Origin of the sequence: Halomonas sp. IOP_14, assembly GCF_021021315.1 — a bacterium.
Lineage (GTDB): Bacteria > Pseudomonadota > Gammaproteobacteria > Pseudomonadales > Halomonadaceae > Vreelandella > Vreelandella titanicae.
The window spans coordinates 74182-92329 of record NZ_JAINWD010000006.1 but is presented as its reverse complement, the minus strand read 5'-3'; the positions used below and the strand labels follow the sequence as shown (position 1 = coordinate 92329).

Annotated in this window: 17 protein-coding genes; 7 read left to right on the top strand and 10 right to left on the bottom strand. The window is 55.7% G+C overall.

Annotated features, from left to right (window positions below):
* Positions 1-4: 4 nt before the first annotated feature.
* Together K7H09_RS06260 and K7H09_RS06255 are read right to left on the bottom strand one after the other, a co-directional pair.
* Positions 5-766, bottom strand: a complete 762-nt coding sequence (locus K7H09_RS06260; RefSeq protein ID WP_230804148.1) for a 3',5'-cyclic-nucleotide phosphodiesterase — start codon at positions 764-766, stop codon at positions 5-7.
* A 102-nt stretch (positions 767-868) separates the two neighbouring features.
* Positions 869-1504 carry a Crp/Fnr family transcriptional regulator gene (locus tag K7H09_RS06255; RefSeq protein ID WP_230804146.1) on the bottom strand — a complete coding sequence of 212 codons (636 nt, stop codon included), beginning with the start codon at positions 1502-1504 and terminating at the stop codon, positions 869-871.
* 204 nt (positions 1505-1708) lie between these two features.
* Between K7H09_RS06255 and K7H09_RS06250 the strand changes: the two genes are divergently transcribed.
* The gene (locus tag K7H09_RS06250; protein WP_230804144.1) at positions 1709-3727 is read left to right on the top strand and encodes a RecQ family ATP-dependent DNA helicase; all 2019 of its coding nucleotides are present in this window, start codon (positions 1709-1711) and stop codon (positions 3725-3727) included.
* On the opposite strand, the gene K7H09_RS06245 is transcribed toward K7H09_RS06250, so the two are convergent.
* From K7H09_RS06245 to K7H09_RS06225, 5 genes are all read right to left on the bottom strand, one after another.
* Positions 3724-5145, bottom strand: coding sequence for an FAD-dependent oxidoreductase (locus K7H09_RS06245; protein ID WP_230804136.1), 1422 nt, complete (start codon positions 5143-5145; stop codon positions 3724-3726). The two genes, K7H09_RS06250 and K7H09_RS06245, sit on opposite strands and share 4 nt — an antisense overlap.
* Positions 5145-6077, bottom strand: a complete 933-nt coding sequence (locus tag K7H09_RS06240) for a polysaccharide deacetylase family protein (protein WP_230804134.1) — start codon at positions 6075-6077, stop codon at positions 5145-5147. Before K7H09_RS06240 ends, K7H09_RS06245 begins: the two co-directional genes overlap by 1 nt.
* Positions 6078-6081: 4 nt before the next feature.
* On the bottom strand, positions 6082-7035 hold the full coding sequence (locus K7H09_RS06235; RefSeq protein ID WP_138800437.1) for a polysaccharide deacetylase family protein: 954 nt from the start codon (positions 7033-7035) through the stop codon (positions 6082-6084).
* 28 nt (positions 7036-7063) lie between these two features.
* Positions 7064-7729, bottom strand: coding sequence for an isochorismatase family protein (locus K7H09_RS06230; protein ID WP_022520127.1), 666 nt, complete (start codon positions 7727-7729; stop codon positions 7064-7066).
* A gap of 64 nt (positions 7730-7793) precedes the next feature.
* Entirely contained in the window at positions 7794-8711 is a 918-nt protein-coding gene (locus K7H09_RS06225) for an isocitrate lyase/PEP mutase family protein (RefSeq protein ID WP_138800438.1), read from the bottom strand.
* A 224-nt stretch (positions 8712-8935) separates the two neighbouring features.
* Between K7H09_RS06225 and K7H09_RS06220 the strand changes: the two genes are divergently transcribed.
* The 6 genes from K7H09_RS06220 to K7H09_RS06195 all read left to right on the top strand — a co-directional run bounded on the left by K7H09_RS06220 (position 8936) and on the right by K7H09_RS06195 (position 14990).
* Positions 8936-9742: a GntR family transcriptional regulator gene (locus tag K7H09_RS06220; protein ID WP_230804132.1), complete on the top strand. Its 807-nt coding sequence runs from the start codon at positions 8936-8938 to the stop codon at positions 9740-9742.
* Positions 9743-9887: 145 nt separating this feature from the next.
* Positions 9888-11327, top strand: a complete 1440-nt coding sequence (gene leuC / locus K7H09_RS06215; protein ID WP_138800440.1) for a 3-isopropylmalate dehydratase large subunit — start codon at positions 9888-9890, stop codon at positions 11325-11327.
* A complete protein-coding gene (leuD, locus tag K7H09_RS06210; RefSeq protein ID WP_138800441.1) occupies positions 11327-11965 on the top strand; it encodes a 3-isopropylmalate dehydratase small subunit in 639 nt (212 codons plus the stop codon). The genes leuC and leuD overlap by 1 nt, the downstream gene beginning before the upstream one ends.
* A gap of 144 nt (positions 11966-12109) precedes the next feature.
* On the top strand, positions 12110-13108 hold the full coding sequence (dctP, locus tag K7H09_RS06205) for a TRAP transporter substrate-binding protein DctP (protein ID WP_022520121.1): 999 nt from the start codon (positions 12110-12112) through the stop codon (positions 13106-13108).
* Between the two features lie 62 nt (positions 13109-13170).
* Complete coding sequence (locus K7H09_RS06200) at positions 13171-13677, top strand: TRAP transporter small permease (protein WP_138800442.1); 507 nt, start codon at positions 13171-13173, stop codon at positions 13675-13677.
* On the top strand, positions 13677-14990 hold the full coding sequence (locus K7H09_RS06195; protein WP_138800443.1) for a TRAP transporter large permease: 1314 nt from the start codon (positions 13677-13679) through the stop codon (positions 14988-14990). The genes K7H09_RS06200 and K7H09_RS06195 overlap by 1 nt, the downstream gene beginning before the upstream one ends.
* A gap of 82 nt (positions 14991-15072) precedes the next feature.
* Here K7H09_RS06195 and zigA read toward each other — a convergent pair whose 3' ends face one another.
* From zigA to K7H09_RS06180, 3 genes are all read right to left on the bottom strand, one after another.
* A complete protein-coding gene (gene zigA / locus K7H09_RS06190) occupies positions 15073-16299 on the bottom strand; it encodes a zinc metallochaperone GTPase ZigA (protein WP_230804130.1) in 1227 nt (408 codons plus the stop codon).
* A gap of 116 nt (positions 16300-16415) precedes the next feature.
* Entirely contained in the window at positions 16416-16691 is a 276-nt protein-coding gene (locus K7H09_RS06185; RefSeq protein ID WP_138800445.1) for a TIGR03643 family protein, read from the bottom strand.
* An 18-nt stretch (positions 16692-16709) separates the two neighbouring features.
* Complete coding sequence (locus tag K7H09_RS06180; RefSeq protein WP_138800446.1) at positions 16710-18083, bottom strand: PepSY-associated TM helix domain-containing protein; 1374 nt, start codon at positions 18081-18083, stop codon at positions 16710-16712.
* Positions 18084-18148 lie beyond the last annotated feature (65 nt).

Here is an 18148-nt window from a genome sequence, read left to right as displayed (position 1 = left end):
TTGTCTATGGGATGGTTTGCCAGGCCAGTGATGTGGGCAGCATATCGTGGAGCTGCTGAATAATGGTGTCGCGGTGCGCGGGTTTTAAATGTGTGATGTGAACGGCTTTGGGTCGTATTGCCAACTGGGAAAGTAAATGTGCGAGGCGCTGGGGTGTCAGGTGATGCGATGATTCAGCAAGGTGGTCGAGTTGATCGGGGAAGGCGCATTCAATTACTAAGGTGTCGAGCTTGCCGAGCCGGTCGATTGACTGAACGATGGTGCTGGAAAGCCCGGTGTCGCCACTAAACGCCAATGCATTGTTAGCGCTGCCTATCCAATAGCCACAGGCAGGCACACCGTGGGTGACAGGAAAAGGCATCACGCTTAGTGTTTCATCGAGCGTATACGTTTGCCAGAAGTCGAGCGGGATATATTGCAAGACTGGGTGCTCAGCGCTGGGTAGCTGGGTAAAGTCTGGCCAGATGATGTCATTGAAAATATGTGTTTGAAGCGACTTAATGACGTCGGGCAAAGCATAAACTGTTAGCGCATGATGGCGTGAAATCAGGGGTTCGAAGAGGCTATCGACAAGAAGGGGGAGGCTGGCAATATGGTCAATATGGGCATGGGTCAATAAAACTTTTTCCACGCCACGGATCTGTTCGTCGCTTAGACGATTCAGACCGGTACCAGCATCAAGCAGCGTGGAGGGAGTAAGCAAAAATGCGCTTGTTCCCTGTGATTGTTCCAGGCCCCCGCTTGCGCCAAGAGGATTTATCTTCATGGTACTGACTCCTCTCTTTTTGGGCTCATGGGGTATCAATTGAGTAAGACAATGACATGTTGCCTCAGCGCATCTCTATATTTTGTTGCTTTTTAGTAGTCTTTATCGTGCCAGCTTGGAAGCCATATCAAACCCGATAATACTGTGTATAGCATTTTTCATATCAGCATCCCGTTGATAAAGGCGTTCAAGGGCAGTCGCTGACCATATCATGTAGCGTACAGGCTCATTTGCGATCACATCAGCGCTGGTTAACCGGCCGGTGATAAAACTCATCTCACCTGCAAAATCACCGGGATATAGAGTTGCGCGCTTAACCCCATCAACCATAACGCTGGCGCTACCGGATAACAAAATAATAAGGGCACGCAGCTCTTCATTCTGTTCAATGAGTACACCCCCTGAGGGTATTTCACGTGTTTCGGCGCGGCTTAATAGGTGTTGCATTCGTCGTGGATTAAGCAGTGAGAAGGTTGTTTTGTGTAGCCACTTTTCTTCTGCATTAAGTGTAATGGGTCGACGTTGGAGCAGTAATACGGTTAAGTTGAACGCGTTGATGACAATAAAGGCAATTTGCCATGTCATTGCTTCGTAAAGGGGAGTGGATTGGAAATAAAAGTAGGGCAAAGTAGATAGGGCCGCCAATATAGTAACCGCACGTAGCCACGCCATATCCCGGACAATATAAGCCAAACAGAAAAGCACGTTGGCAATAAAAAAAAGCGCAATAGTAAACATTCTATCCTCACGGTAACTGCATTCCCCACGTCATAGCGGCACCATGCTACACAAAAACGCTGAAGCGTACCTGGCAATACGTCCGCAGAAACTACATAGCCGCAATAGTCACGCTGCTTTTGATACTTTCGACTCCTATGGAGAAAGCCGCACGAACACGTTAGGTTGTTGCTTTAAGTCTTTATTCTATTTTAGGAATATCCCATGACCTCAGCTTCCCCCCAGCAAACGCTGAAAGACGTATTCGGTTTTGACGACTTTCGCGGTGGCCAGCAGGCGGTGGTGTCACGAGTGTTGGAGGGGCACTCCACGGCGGCAATTTTTGCCACCGGCGCGGGCAAGTCACTTTGCTACCAGCTTCCGGCGCTGCATCTTCCCCATCTCACCCTGGTGGTATCGCCACTGCTGGCGCTGATGCAGGATCAACTGGCGTTTCTAACGCGCCATGGCGTGGCGGCGGACAGTATTGATTCCACTCAAGACCGCGAAACGACTCGCGATGTCATGGAGCGCGCCAAAAGTGGTGAGCTGAAAATCCTGATGGTGTCGGTGGAGCGACTTAAGAACGAGCGCTTTCGCCATTTTCTGCGCCAGGTGCAGATATCGCTACTGGTGGTCGACGAAGCACACTGCCTTTCTGAATGGGGGCATAACTTCCGACCCGATTATTTGAAGCTACCGGACTACCAGCGCGAGTTCGCCATTCCCCAGGTGCTGCTGCTCACCGCCACGGCAACACCAACCGTTATTGCCGATATGGGCGAGAAGTTTGCCATTGCCCACGATAACGTTATCACCACCGGCTTTTACCGCCCCAATCTTGAGCTGCTGGTGGCACCCGCCATGGGGGATCGCCAGCAGCAGCTGATCAACTGGCTAAAACCGCAGATGCAGCCGGGTAGCGAAGCGCCGACGATTATTTACGTCACCCTGCAGCAAACCGCCGAGCGGGTGGCAAATGCGTTAGCGGTACAGGGGATCGCCGCCCAGGCCTATCACGCGGGGTTGGATTCACAGCGTCGAGATGAGATCCAGCGCCAGTTTATGGGCGGTGAGTCGCCCTGCATTGTGGCCACCATTGCGTTTGGCATGGGCATCGATAAGGGCGATATTCGCAACGTGGTGCATTTTGACCTGCCCAAATCCATCGAGAACTATAGCCAGGAAATCGGCCGGGCGGGGCGTGATGGCCTGCCTTCTACCTGCCTGACCATGGCCGGGCGCGATGGCCTGCGGGTGCTGGAAAACTTTGTTTACGGCGATACCCCTGAATACGCAGGTATCTACTGCCTGTTGGAAGAGATTGCTGCGGCAGGCTGCGCGTCAGGCGATGCGGCAGATCAGCAGTGGGAAGTGCTGCTCAATACACTTTCCCGGGATACCAATATCCGCCCGCTGCCGCTGAAAACACTGCTGGTGCGGCTGGAGATGCACGGCATTATCGCCCCGCGCTTTGCGTTTTTAGCCGAGTATCGGCTGCGCTATCACATCGAAGCGGAGGCGCTGGTGGGCCGTTTTAAAGGCGAGCGGGCGGACTTTGTACGTTTGCTGGTCGATAATATCCCTATTGCCCGCACCTGGGGAACGGTGGATTTTGATCGCTTACATCATGCCGGGCAGGCCCAGCAGATTGATGCCTCCCGCTCTCGCGTGATTACGGCCCTTGAGTACTTTCAGGACAAAGGCTGGCTGACCCTGGAAGGCAAGCGGATGACCGACGTTTACGAGGTCTGCCAGCCGAATTTTGCCATTGAGACGCTGGCGAGGCAGCTTTTTGAAGATTGCCTGAACCGGGAGCGTATTGAGATCGAACGGCTCCAGGCCATGCTGGCACTGTTTGAATCGGAGAGCTGCCTGACGCGGCGGCTGGCCGAGCACTTTGGCGATAGCACTTTTGATGCGCCATCCGACACCGAGCAGGGCCGCTGTGGCCACTGCTCGGTGTGTTACGGGCACCCCGTTAGGCTACCGGAAGCGCCGCCACTACCCACGCTATCGGATAACGACTTCACGCGCTTTGCCGCTCCGTTTATACAGCGCCACACCGAACAACTGGGCCAGCCGCCAAATGCCCAGCGGCTGGCGCACTTTCTGTGCGGTTTAACCATGCCGGTCTTTACGCCGCTCAAAGCGCGTAGCATTAGCGGCTTCGCGGTTTTCGAGCAGCGCGGCTACCCCGACGTGCGTCAGTGGACAGAGGCGATGCTGTCGCTAGGCAGTTAAGGTAATACCGCTGAGCTTAGCTGTAAGTGCAACAGCTCAGCGGCACTCCTGCCTGCTACGGCCCCCAGCACCACAGCGCTGAGCAGCCCGTTACCGGAAAGGTATCCGCTGTCGTTGGAGCCGGAAACCCCGCGAGCAGCACCGCCTGCGGCGAACAGGTTGGGCAGCGCCTGGCCTTGGGTGTTGAGCACCCGGGCCGTGCGATTCACTTCTAACCCCCCCTGAGTGTGAAACAACGCCCCGGTTACGCGAATAGCGTAATAGGGCTGTTTGAGTAGGTTGGCGGGTTCAAAACGGCGGCCAAAGGTATCCGTCGTTTGTTGCTCGGCATGCTGCTGCATTTCCGCGAAGGTGGCCTGCAGTGTGGTTAGTGGCAGACCCAAGCCTGTTGCCATCTCCTCAATACTGGCAAAGCTGCGCACTGCGCCGCTCTCCTGGGCATTGCGGTAATCCTCAAAGGCCTGTGCGGATTCATGAATGCGGGCGTCATAAAGGTTCCAGGCCACCTGATCAGGTTGCGCCAGCACCTTGGCCGCCTGCTCGGAGTAGCCGCCGTGCTCGTTGGAGAAGCGCTCGCCGTTTAGGTTGATCTGAATGCCGCCCTGCATCATCAGCGCCCAGCTAATCAAAATCTGGTGGGGTGTTGCCAGCGAACCGTGGCCCTGGCATGCACCCAGATCTTTTGTACTGGCGCCCATGGCCTGCCCCCACAGCAGTGCATCTCCCTGGTTGCCTTCATGGCCGTAGTAGAGCGCGTGTTTGAGCGTGGGCAGATAGCGCTCTACCAGTTCAACATTACCGCCGTAGCCGTTGCAGGCCAGAATCAGCGCGTCGCAGCCAATGCTTTCGCGACTGCCATCCGGGCGCTCAATGGTTACGCCCCGCACTCTCTGAGTGTCATCAACGTGCAAATCAACTACCCGTGCCTGGGTCAAAATATCGATGCCCGCCGACTCGGCAGCGTTAAGCAGCGCACCCATCAGCTCTTCTCCGGTGCGTCGAGGCGTGGCGTGCATGCGCAGGTGGCGGTGGCCGGGGTAGAGGAAGCCTTCTACCAGCTCAAAGGGCACATGGTGTTGATCCGCTAGCCACTCGATGGTTTGGCCGGATTGGTTGGCGAGTAACTCAACAATCGCCGGGTCTGCCTCAAAGCCATTTTTCTTCTGGATATCCTCTGCCATGACTTCGGCGGAATCCGTGACGCCAAGCTCATGCTGAAAGCGCGTATTAGCAGCAGGAATAAAACCCGACGACATCGCCGTGCTGCCGCGGGGTAGCGCGTCGCGCTCCAGCACCGCCAGCTCCACACCCGCCTCTTGGGCAGCCAGTGCGGCGACCAAGCCACAGGCCCCAGCGCCAATAATCAGTAACGGCAGATGGGCATCAAAGCTGTCGTTGTTATAGGGAAGTATCGCCATTACGCCTGCTCCGCTGCACGATGAAACGCATCAAGAATCTCGCCCGCCGGGGCCTGCCATACTTTTGGGTGCCCGCTGATATGGGCCAGCACCTCTTCCAGGCAGGCAATGCGGTGGGGCTGGCCCACCAACCAGGGGTGCAGGTTCAGCGCAAACAGCCGCCCGCCCTGCTCGCGGGACTCTGCCAACAGGAAGTCGAAAGCGTCTTTCACCTGAGTCACCCAGGAATCCTCCGAGTGCAGGTTCTGGCCGATCACAAACTGGTCCTCGATCTCGGTGGCCAGTGGCATCATCATCAAGGGGCCTGATTGGCTATGAAAAGCGTAGGGCATATCGTCGTTGACCCAGTCGGCACAGTATTCGATGCCGTTTTCTGCCAGCAGGTCGGGAGTGTTGAAGCTCTGGTGCTTGGCGGGGCTTAGCCAGCCGCGAACGGGTTGGCCGGTCACGCGTCGCAGGGTCTCCACGGAGCGTTTGACCAGCTCGGCCTCTTCTTCAATCGGTTGGCCGTCGTAGTGCAGGTGATCCATATTCCAGCCGTGGGCGATAAATTCACCGCCGTGCTCTTTTAGGCGCTGCACCAGATAGGGGGTCTGCTCCGCCAGCTGCGCGTTGATCGCAAAGGTGGGTGTGATGTTGTGCGCTGCCAGCGCTTTGAGCACCCGATATATCCCCACGCGGTTGCCGTAATCCCGCAGTGAGAAGTGGCGCAAGTCCGGGTAGGGCATTGTCATGCCGTTAGGTACTTTAAACGGCTTGCCGCGCTGGTTTAACGGGTAAAACTGCAGCGAAATATTGACCCACACCGCCAGGGTTTTGCCTTCAGGCCAGGTGATCGGGGCACGCTCGCTCAGCATCGACCATTCATAGCGCTTGTGATCGTAGCCGTGATTGCGGTGGGGGTAGTCGAGATAGTCGTTGTTAAGCGCCATAGCGTTACCCCTGTTTGCCTGCGGTGGCGGCCTGGGCCGCAATACTGTCGAGAGCGGCATCGTAATAGTTGGCCAAGTAGTAATCAGCAATCTCGCGCCCGGTAGCGACCCACACATCCGGGTGGCCGGTGATGTACTCCAGCGCCTCTTCGAACGCCTTAATACGATGCGGGCAGCTCACCTGATAGTTATGAGTGGGAATGCACATCACTGTGCCGGACTCCGCGCCCTCGGCATAGAGGCGGTCAAAGTGGCGCTTGAGCATGGTGGCGTACTGGCGCGGCTCTACTTTATTCACCGCGTAGACGATGGTGTCGTTCATCTCCAGCGAGTAAGGCATGGAGATAAAACGTTTGCCGGAGCGAACGCTGACCGGCGTCGGCTGGTCATCGTGGAAGAGATCACAGGTGTAAATCCCTCCTTTGTCACCGAATAACTCTTCGCCCACTTCGGCAAATAGATCCAGGGTGCGCTCTGAATGGGAAAGCGCGGGCGCCAGATAACCTGCACAAGCCTGGCCAGTATGGCGGTAAATGGTCTCCATGCTGTCACGGATCATTGCCCGCTCCTGGGCTTCGCTCAACCCATAGGTGTAGCGGGTGTTGTAAATGCCGTGGCTGAAAAACTCCCAGTCGCGCTCTTTGCACATCTGGATAATCTCGGGGTGGTGCTCGCACAGTGCGACCGAAAGTGACACCGAGCCACGAATGCCGTACTTATCCAGCAGGGTCATCTGGCGCTGGTGGCCAACCCGGTTGCCGTAATCGCGAATGCTGTAGCCGGGTACCGAAGGGTGCGGATGCGGCCAAGGGTTACGCTGGGGGTTCAGCGGTGGGTCGAGTTCGTAATACTCGATATTGGGTGCGACCCAGAAGGCCACCTTGGCGCCTCCTGGCCACTCGATTTTAGGGCGTTGGTCGTAGGCCCAGTAGTCGTAAACGCCTAGTGACTCTTTCATAACCGGCTCCTTTGAAACTTGGTAGTCCTTAGGTGTTGCCATTTAGCCATTCGAGTACATTGGCAACCGGCAGAACGTCGGCATACTTGAGATGCAGGTCGGTCAGGTTGGCGTAGTGATAGCTTTCGTGTTTATCCGCGACGCACTCCATGGGCACGATGGTGCGGTAGCCCCGGGACAGGCTCTCCACGGCGGTGGCGCGAATGCAGCCGGAAGTAGAGCCGCCTGTGATGATCACCGTATCGATCTGATGCCACACCAGCAGCGACTGCAGCGGCGTTTCAAAAAATGCCGAGGGCATACGCTTGGTGTAGATCACATCACGGCTGCGGTCTATCTCGCAGCGCTCGTCGAATTCAGCGCGTTCAGAGCCATACTTAATGTTTTGCAACGAATCAGGCGTATCGGTACGAGTACCCCAAACCCCGGCGTCTTCGGCGGAGTCTAGAAACGCCACGTGGGTCCAAACCACCGGCCAGCCTTTCTCCCGAAAACCGCGGGCCAGTTGGTTGGTGTACTCCAACTGCTTGGGGTCTGTTTCATAGGCGGTTTTGAAGAGATCGGTGCGGGTATAGGCCTTTTGTGGGTCGACATTCACCAGCACCGCTTTGTTGCCAAAGCCAAAGGGTACCCGCTGAGGGTTGGCCATGACGTCGTTAAAAATCTCTCTCGCCGTTTTGTCGGTGGTCTGCATCGTCGTCTCCTGAATAGTTATTTATTCGCACTTATAAATATTGGGCACGGTTTGATGAGAGGCACTAGCGATTGTCGTACTGCTCGCCGAGCTCCAGCATCGCCTGGGTGCCTAAATAGTCGTTAAGCTGTTTGAAATCGAGCATTTGGTCGCGGAAGGCATCGGTGGTGCCATCCTGCTTAAGCGTGGCAAAGAAACGGCTGGCCATGTGGGTAATCGCCCGCACCAGTGCGCCGGGGAAAATCACCAGCGAGAAGCCTAGGTCTTCAAGCGCCTGAGCGTTCTGCAGCGGCGTGTCACCCCCCTCGACCATATTGGCCATGATGGGCACCTTGCCTTTGAACTGGGTCATGATTTTGCTGATATCTTCGTCACTACGGATACCTTCGATAAACAGCATATCCACGCCAGCTTCATAATAGGCTTGGGCGCGCTCAATGGCGCTGTCGGTGCCTTCCACGCCCAGCGCATCGGTTCGGCCAATAATAAGTGTGTTGTCATTTTCACGGGCGTCCAGTGCGGCATGCAACTTACCGACCATTTCGCTTTTGGAGACCAGGGTTTTACCGCGCAAGTGACCGCAGCGCTTGGGGTAGGTTTGATCCTCAAGCTGAATGGCGTTAGCGCCAGCGCGCTCCAGCAGTCTAACGCTGCGCATCACGTTCATGGCGTTACCAAAGCCGGTGTCGCAATCCACGACCACGGATAAATTGGTGCGCTCGCGAATATGCGACATGGCGGTGCAAATTTCAGTAATGCTGAGCAGGCCAATATCCGGCCGCCCCAGTTGGGTGTAAGCCAGACTGGCGCCGGAAAGGTAGACCGTATCGAAGCCCGCTTGCTCAGCTAGGGATGCGCCTAACGCATCAAACACACCGGGGGCGACCACAATGGAGCTATCTTTCAGTTGCTGTCTAAGCTGGGCGGACTGTTGTGAAACGTGCTGTGAAGCCTGGTTTGAAGAGCGGTGTGGGCGTGTCATAGCGATCTCATCTGTTTTAAGTAAGCGTCAGCGGCGAATATGAGGCCACCCAGTTAGTGATACTTAAGAGCACTGGTTCTGTAATAATGGCTCTCAAAGGGCAGCAGCTGTGTTATTGATTAGCTTTCAATATGTATTATATATAATACATTTTTATGTCTATTATTATCCCTGCGTCAAGCCTGACATGAATTTTTTGAACAACATTTTGAGGAGAGGTGTGGATGAGTGAGGCACAATCCTCCGCGGTGGGCGGCACTAAATCACATCGCATCTACCTGCTGTTGAAAGACGCAATCTTGAGCGGGCGGCTGCCTGCGGGCAGTAAATTGCCCGGCGAAAATAAACTGGCGGAGCAGCATGGGGTGTCGCGGGTGACCGTTCGGCGTGCCATGGAAGCGCTACAAGCGACAGGCATGGTAGAGCGTAAAGCAGGCGTGGGTACGGTGGTGCTGGAGCAGCCGCTGGACGCCACGGTGATGACTGCCAGCGTGTCTAACCTAATGCCCAATATGGTCAAGATGAGCCAGGCTTCTCAGGTGCGGCTGCTGGAGTTTGCTTATGTGCTGCCACCGGAAATGATTCGCGAGCGGTTAGGCATGGGGCCGAGTGGTAAGGTGCAGCGTTCGGTTCGTGTCCGCATGGTCGACGACAAGCCATTTTCCCATTTGGTAACCCATGTGCCGGAAGCGATTGCCCTACACTACAACGAGATGGATTTAGCCAATACGCCGCTGTTTGTACTGCTGGAGCGTAGCGGCGTGAAAGTTGATCACGCGTCCCAATCGATTTCCGCCACTCTGGCCAGCCACGAAGTGGCGGAAGCGCTGGATGTCGCCGTGGGTTCTCCGCTGATTTCACTGACCCGCGTGGTGTTTGATGAGCAAGGTCGAGGTGTCGAACATTTGGATGCGCTCTACCGTCCTGACCGCTATCGTTTCCAGATTGATCTAGAGCGAAACGGCGATGATGACTCACGCTACTGGGAACCGAAGGTGGGCGGAACGCCTACCGGCGGGAAGGCTGAGTAGAGTGATTGGGCTGTTTTTTAATGTATTAGATTTAATACAGATTTAAAATTACAAAAAATACATTTGACCTGTGTTGTGAAATTGCGCTAGTTGTATTGGGTGAGAACGATAAGTCTAACGAAGGCCGAGGCAACGAGCGACGACCATGAGTACCCCAACAACGCTGTTTGACAAAGTTTGGCGCGCCCACGAGGTTCACCGTAGTGAAAGCGGTCAGAGCCTGCTGTGGATTGACCGCCACTTTGTCCATGAAGGCTCCTTCCATGCGTTCAATAAGCTGGCTGAACGCCAGTTGCCCGTTGCCCGGCCCGATTTAACCTTTGGTATTGCTGACCACTACGTACCAACGCTGACCCGCGACCTGGCAGGTGTTGCCGACCCCAAAGTGCGCTCAATGATTGAGCAGCTCTCCCACAATACTCAGCAGCACGGGGTGACGCTGTTTGGTTTAGACGACCCGCGCCAGGGCATTGTGCATGTGCTTGGGCCTGAACAGGGGCTTACCCAGCCCGGCATGGTGATGGTCTGCGGCGATAGCCACACCGCCACCCACGGCGCCTTTGGCAGCATTGCCTTTGGCATTGGTGCCTCGGAAGTGGCCCACGTACTGGCCACCCAAACCCTGTGGCAAAGCAAACCCAAGGTGATGCGGATTACCGTCGAGGGTCAACTCGCCGAGGGCATCACCGCTAAAGATATTGCGCTGACCTGGATTGCGCGCCTGGGTGCCGACGGTGCTCGCGGCTACGCCATTGAGTACGCTGGTGAGGCGATCCGCTCGCTCTCCATGGAAGCGCGGCTTACGCTGTGTAATCTCTCCATTGAGGGCGGCGGTCGCTGCGGCATGATTGCCCCAGACCAAATCACCTTCGACTATTTGCGTGACCGCCCCTGGAGTCCGAAAGGGCGAGCCTTCGAGCAAGCCTGCACCTATTGGGCCACGCTCTACAGCGACCCAGGCGCCCGTTTTGATCTTGAAGTGACGCTGCATGCGGACGAAATCGCGCCGACGGTGACGTGGGGCGTCTCACCCGAAGAAGCGCTGCCGATTGATCGCGCTGTGCCCGATCCTGAGCAATTGAGTGATCCCGCGAAAGCGCGCCAGGCTCGGGAGAGCTTGGCCTATATGGGCTTAACGGCGGGCCAAAAACTCACCGATATCAACATTGATCGAGTCTTTATCGGCTCTTGTACCAACGCGCGTATTGAAGATTTACGGGCCGCTGCCGCCGTGCTGGCAGGGCAAAAAAGTCGTGTGCCCGGTATGGTCTCGCCTGGCTCAACGCTGGTGAAAATCCAGGCCGAAGCTGAAGGGTTAGACCGTATCTTTATCGACGCAGGGCTTGAGTGGCGACACTCCGGCTGCTCCATGTGCGTAGGCATGAACGGTGATTTAGTGGCCAGCGGCGAGCGCTGCGCTTCGACCACCAATCGCAACTTCAAGGGCCGCCAGGGGCCCGGCGCACGTACTCACCTGATGTCACCCGCTATGGTCGCCGCTGCGGCGGTGAGTGGGCGGCTAACCGATGTGCGTACGTTAACAGCAGGCGCTGATTCATCCGTTCAGGCTTCAGGAGCGCACTAATGCAACCTATTACCGTACTAGACACCCTTGGCGTTGCCCTTGCCGCGGCTAACGTGGATACCGATCAGTTGATTCCCGCGCGCTTTATGAAAGAGCCACGCAGCGTCGGCTACGGTCAGTTTCTACTTTACGACGTTCGCCACGACGAGCAGGGCACACCGGACGAAGAGTTTATTCTTCATCGCCCTAATGCTGCCGAGGCTGAAGTGATGGTTAGTCGCCGCAACTTTGGCGCGGGGTCATCGCGGGAAGCGGCAGTCTATGCACTGGTCGATTACGGCTTTCGCTGCGTGGTGGCGCCAAGCTTTGGCGATATTTTTGCGTCTAACGCTGTCAATAATGGCTTACTGCCTGCGGTGGTGGAAGAGGATGAAGCCGAGCGTTTGTTATCAGCGCTTGGCGATGCACCGGCGGCGATACACGTTGACTTAGACAAGCAGGTCGTCCGTGTCGCCGAAGTAGAAGTCAGCTTTTCAATTAGCCCGGTTTGGCGCACCAAGCTGCTTAACGGTTGGGATGATATTGATATGACCCGCCAGCATGCTGACACCATTACTGATTTCTCAGCACAGTACACGGCACAGTTCCCTTGGACAGCGGCTCAGCCGCCAGAGAGTACCCTTATCAGCAAGGGGTAGAAACGGCCTGGAAGTATATTGCTAACAACAGCACGCACGTTTGCAACAGACGTTGATAAGAAGGGTTAATAAACAGCAGCTTATAAAAACGGTTTAGAAACAAAAACGCTATAACGCAAATTATCTTGTGCAGGAGAAAAACTAATGAAAAAAGTAACCCTTACCCTGGGCGTGCTAACTGCCCTGGCTTCCACTCAAGTGCTGGCCGTTGATCAAATTAACGCAGTGCATGCATTTCCCCCCTCGTTGATCTATACCCAGAGCTTTTTAGAGTTCGTCGATAAGGTGAACGAACGCGGTGAAGGTGTGGTGCAAATTAACGTACGCGGCGGCCCTGAAGTGATTGGCCTTTCCGAGCAGCCCGACGCAGTTCGCAACGGCGTGGTCGATATGGCCTACACCGCTGCGAGCTTCTACGCAGGTACCGTACCAGAGCGCGATGCCATGGTCGCCTCGAACACTAACGCTATCTACGCACGCGAAAATGGCGGCATCGACCTGCTTAATGAAATTCATCAGGAGAAGATGGGCACCTACTATCTGGGCTGGTTCGACAGCGGGGTCAGCTACAACTTCTACACCATTGATGAGCCCACCGTCGATGGCGAAGGTAACCTAAACGTTTCGGGCCTACGCCTACGCAGTAATCCGGTGTATGACGCCTTCTTCCAGGACTACCTGGGCGCTCAGCCAATCAGCCTGCCGACCACCGATGTTTACGCGGCCCTGGAGCGGGGTGTAGTGAACGCGACTGGCTGGACTCAAATTGGCCTGAAAGACCTAAATTGGGATCGTTTTCTTAACTATCGGGTTGACCCTGCCTTCTTCTCCACCGATATGGGGGTGATCGTTAACCTGGATAAGTGGAACCAGCTCAGCGAAGAGTCGCAGCAAATTCTTCAGGAAGTCGCCATTGAGCATGAGCGCGACAGCGCCGAACAACTGGCTGAATTAGCCAACGAGCAACAGGCTCAGCTTGAGGCCGATGGCATGCAGGTCATCACCCTGGAAGGCGAAGCAGCACAGCGATTCTCAGACGCTGCCCGGGATGCCACCTGGGAACGTATGCGTGGCCAGATGGAGCGCCACCCCATGGGGCTTGAGCACTACGATACGCTGATCGAAAAATTCAACGATCTATAGAAACGTAGGGGCGCCGAGCGGTCGAGCGCCCTATTTGTGTGGCTTATTTTCTAGGGTTTTTTATGCGCTACGCACAACGCGGCTATCTGCTGCTGCTCAACGGCATGGCCCTGCTGGCCGCCATCATGCTGGTTTGGCTGATGGTGGCCGTGGTGCTTTCGGTGGTGATTCGTAACTTAGGTCTTCAGCCCTCTGCATGGTTTTTTCTCTCCACCGAGTACGCCATGTTCTACCTCACTCTACTCGGGGCTCCCTGGCTGGTGCGCCAAAAAGGGCATGTGCATATTGAACTACTGACCTCGGTGTTGCCGCCAGCAGCGCTAAATATCCTCAGCCGAGGGGTAGCGCTGCTCTGTGTCGTGGTGTGCGGCGTGCTGGCGTGGAAGGGGCTTGATCTGGTGCTGCTTAATATCGAGCGCACTGACTATGACGTGCGGGCTTTCTTTGTGCCGAAATGGATACTGACCATTGTTTTCCCCATCAGCTTTACCCTGATGGCGATCGAATTTGGCCGCTTTGTGGTGGGCCATGAAATTCTTCACAGCGGCGAAGCGGGGATTAAAGAATAATGGAATGGTACTTTGCACTCGCTTTCCTGCTCTCGTTGATTTTGATCTTTATGGCGATTGGCACCCCCATTGCCCTGGCCTTTTTGGCCGCCAATGTGATTGGTGCCTGGCACTTTATGGGCGGCCAAACCGGCATCTTGCAGATGCTCAACAACGGTTTCGGCGCACTATCCAGTTTTAATTTGGTGCCCATTCCGCTGTTTCTGTTGATGGGCGAGCTGTTTTTCCGCACTGGTCTAGGCATGAAAATGTTCAACGCTATTGACCAGCTAATGGGCAAGGTGCCGGGGCGTTTATCTTACGTAACAGTGGTGGGTGGGACGGCTTTCTCCACTCTCAGTGGCTCCTCCATGGGCTCTACGGCATTAATGGGTTCGCTACTGGTGCCAGAAATGGAGCGGCGGGGCTATAAAAAGAAAATGGCGATTGGCCCGATTCTGGGCACTGGCGGCCTGGCGATTATTATTCCGCCTTCTGCGCTGGCAGTGTTGTTAGCAACCTTGGCAAAAGTGGATATTGGCGCGCTGCTTATTGCCGGTATCTTGCCGGGGCTAACGCTGGCGGGGTTCTATATCGCGACCATTTTTATTCAGACCAAGCTGGATCCTCAGGCCGCCCCGAATTATGAGCTTGAGCCGGTGCCGCTGAGCGCGAAGCTCAAACTGATCGTGACCGATATTCTACCCATGCTCAGCGTGATGGTGATTATCGTCACATTAATGCTGATTGGGTTTGCCACGCCGTCAGAGGCTGCAGCCTTTGGCGCGCTAGGTGTGATTATCCTGGCGTTTATTTTCCGCTGCATGACCTGGGAGGCGTTTAAACTTTCGGTCACCGGGGCATTAAAAGTCACGCTGATGGCCTACCTGATCGTGTTTGGCTCGGCTACCTTCAGTCAGTTGCTCGGTTTCTCAGGCGCTTCGGGTGGCTTGATCGGCTGGGCGACCAGTTTCGATCTGTCGCCGATTCTGATGCTCCTGGCGATGTTTGCGGTGCTACTGGTGCTGGGCACCTTTATGGAGCAGATCTCTATCATGATGCTGACCGTGCCGATCTTTTTCCCGCTCGCCCAGGCGCTTGGGTTTGATTTGGTGTGGTTCGGTATCGTTGTTCTGCTGGCGCTTGAAATCAGCTTCTCAACGCCGCCCCTGGGTCTTTTGTTGTTTGTCATGAAAGGGGTCGCACCGGCAGGTACTACCATGAGAGAAATATACTCGGCAGCGATTCCCTACATTCTTTGTTCGATGCTGCTGGTCGCAGTGCTGATAGTGTTTCCGGGCCTGGCGACTTGGTTGCCCAGCATGTTGCAATAGAGCGTTTAGCAAGAAAAGTGCAGGTAATAAAAAAGAGAGAGGCTGCGGCCTCTCTTTGCGTTTAAGCGTTATTAGCTCTTACTTATTCCCAGGACGGGAATGGATCGGGCAGTTTCTTCCACGCGTTCATGCCTTGCAGTAGTTCCGCTTCGCTTATCAGGCAGCCATCCAGCGCTTCACGCATTTTATCTTGTTCCAGGTTCTGACCGATAAAGACCAGCTCCTGGCGCATATCGCCAAACGGCTCCTGCCACTTTTCCATAATAAACTGACGCGTTTCGGGATCCGTTGGCCAACGCTCTTCGGGAATCGCCTTCCAGAATATCCCGGCTGGGCCGTGGTGGGCGATGCCGCCTGCCTGGCTCCATTGACCGGCGGATTGGGGGCGAGTGGCGAGCCAGAAGAAGCCTTTCGAGCGCAGCAGGCCCTTACCAAACCACTCCTGGTTGAGCAGGTCATGAAATTTCTGTGGGTGGAAGGGGCGGCGGGCGTGATAGGCAAAGCTGCCAATACCGTACTCTTCGGTCTCTGGCACATGCTCGCCGCGCATCTCTTTTAGCCAGCCCGGTGCCAACTGGGCACGCTCGAAATTGAACTTGCCGGTATCCAGTACTTTATCGAGCGGCACGCCGCCTTGAGTGATCGGCACCAGTTGCGCGTCGGGGTTCAGCGAGTGCAGGATAGCCTTCAGCGCCTCCAACTCTTTCTCATTGATCAGGTCAGTTTTGCTGATCAGCAGCACATTGCAAAACTCGATTTGATCGACCAGCAAGTCAGCGACATTGCGCTCGTCATCCTCGCCTAAGCTTTCGCCCGCTTCGGTGAGGCTTTGCGCTTCGCGGTACTGTTCAAGAAAGTTGGCGCCATCAACGACGGTGACCAGCGTATCCAGCCGGGCGACGTGGGAGAGGCTCTGGCCGCTTTCATCTGCAAAAGTGAAGGTTTCCGCCACGGGCAGCGGTTCGGAAATCCCGGTGGACTCAATGACCAGGTAATCGAACTTGCCTTCCCGGGCTAACTGGCTGACTTCTTCCAGCAGGTCTTCGCGCAGGGTGCAGCAGATGCAGCCATTGCTCATCTCTACCAAGCGCTCTTCTGATCGGTTCAATGCAACATCGCCATCCAGCGTCGACTCACCAGGGCCACCGCGCACCAGTGCACCGTCGATATTCACCTCACTCATATCGTTAACGATGACCGCCACCCGGCGGCCTTCACGGTTGGCGAGAATATGATTGAGAACGGTGGTTTTACCGGCACCTAGAAAGCCCGACAGCACGGTGACGGGCAGGGGAGAAAACGCAGCCATTGCTAGTACGCCTCTAAATGGGTTTATGTTATGTGATAATATAACAATTTAGATGCTTAGAGGAAGATTTGTTTCAGAGGAGGTCGAGTCAGTTTTCGTACAAAGCCTAGTGGATTTCAGCGCTTATATTGCGTTGGGCAATATCCACGTAGAACATCCGGCGAGCGCAGAGCTTGGTGTTTGGTGGCGCGGCCGGTGACACGTGTGCGCCATAAACGAAACGAGGCTGGTTTAAGCTGGTGGCGCATCACCTCAATCACATCGGGCTCGGCAAGCCCAAACAGCGTTTCGATCGCTTCAAACGGCGTGCGGTCTTCCCAGGCCATTTCTATAACGCGTGACTGTTCGTCATCGGGTAAGCGGCGAAAGCGCTTAACGGGGGCTTTTGGCATCGTTCACCTCAAGGTATGTTATTGGTGGGTATTAAGTCTGCGGGCAGTGTAGCGCTTTTTAATAGACCAGCGCAGCGCATCAATCACGATGAAAATCGCCAGGCTTACACCCAGTACGGGCAGAGCTACGCCAAGCGTGATAGCGACGAACAGCACGCCGAGTTGGGTCGTAAGCGGAAGCATTAGCCAGGGTTCAGTCACCGTTGGGAAGCGCTGACCACTCGCCGTGCGTAGCCGCCGCCACGCCATTACGTAACCCCATACCATCAGCGTCACAAGCCCCGCGGCGATCAACGCCAGCACTATTTGATTCGCGATACCAAACAGTACGCCCATATGCAGATCAATCCCCCAGCGGGTGAGCTTGGCGGCTAGTGGGAAGGTGGTAAAGTCGGTTTGATCGGTCACAGCCATGCTTTGCGGATGCAGTGCCACCTGGTCTACCTGCGTAGGCCACTGGCGATCAATTTCCGCTACCCGCCATGCCTCCTGGGAACTGCTCGGAGGCGTTAGTTGGATGCGCGCTGCGCTAAGCCCCGCCTTACGAGCAGCGCTCAGCGCCTGGTCAAAGTCCTCTAACGTGATAGACGTGGCCACCATTGCCATATGGCCGTGATGCTCAGCATGTTCATCGGCTACCTGGCTATCGGTATCGATCAGTGCCGTTGAGGCACTTGGCGTGCCCCAGCCCCAGGCATGACGAAGTTCCGCAATATTGCTCCCTGCCCACTGTGACCAAGTGAGCCCCGTTGCCGAAAAGAACAGCAGCCCGAAGGAAAGCACTACGCCAAGTGTTGCGTGGCGCTGGCGTGTGGTGTGGGCGCCTGACAGTGCTTTCAGTGTGCGGCGTTGGCGAATCCACAGCGTTATGCCACCCAGCGCGGCAAGCCAAAGCCATGAGGCAGCCAGCTCACTATAGAGACGCCCCATCTCGCCCATTAACAGCTGGCGGTGAAAATGATCGATCGCGGTGCGCAGCGGTAAAATACCGCTGGTACCATAAACCGTCGTATCACCGGTGACTTTCAGGGTAATGGGGTCGACAAACAGCGCCCGATGTTCAGAAGGCCCCAGCCCTGGCTCGCTAAACATGAGTCGGGTGGTGTCGCCTAACGCCGGTGCAGGGCGCACCGCGCTGGGCAGGGTTGGTTCGCCCAGGTATTGCTGGGCCGTAGTGATCTGTTCGGCAAGTGAATGAGGCTCGCCCTGAGTAGCGCCATACAGGGTGTCATGGTAGAGCCACTCTTCAAGTGGTGGGCTAAGCAAGTAAGCGATACCAGACAGTGCCGCGATAAGAATAAAAGGGCCGACGAAGAGGCCAATATATAGGTGTAAGCGGCTAAGCAGGGCAAAAAGCAGCTTGCCGGTGCGGTTAGAGGAGTGGACTGTCATTGGCTTGAATCCGAGTGGTATCGGTAAATTAGCCAGACAGCTTAGATAGTTTGATTAGCAATCGC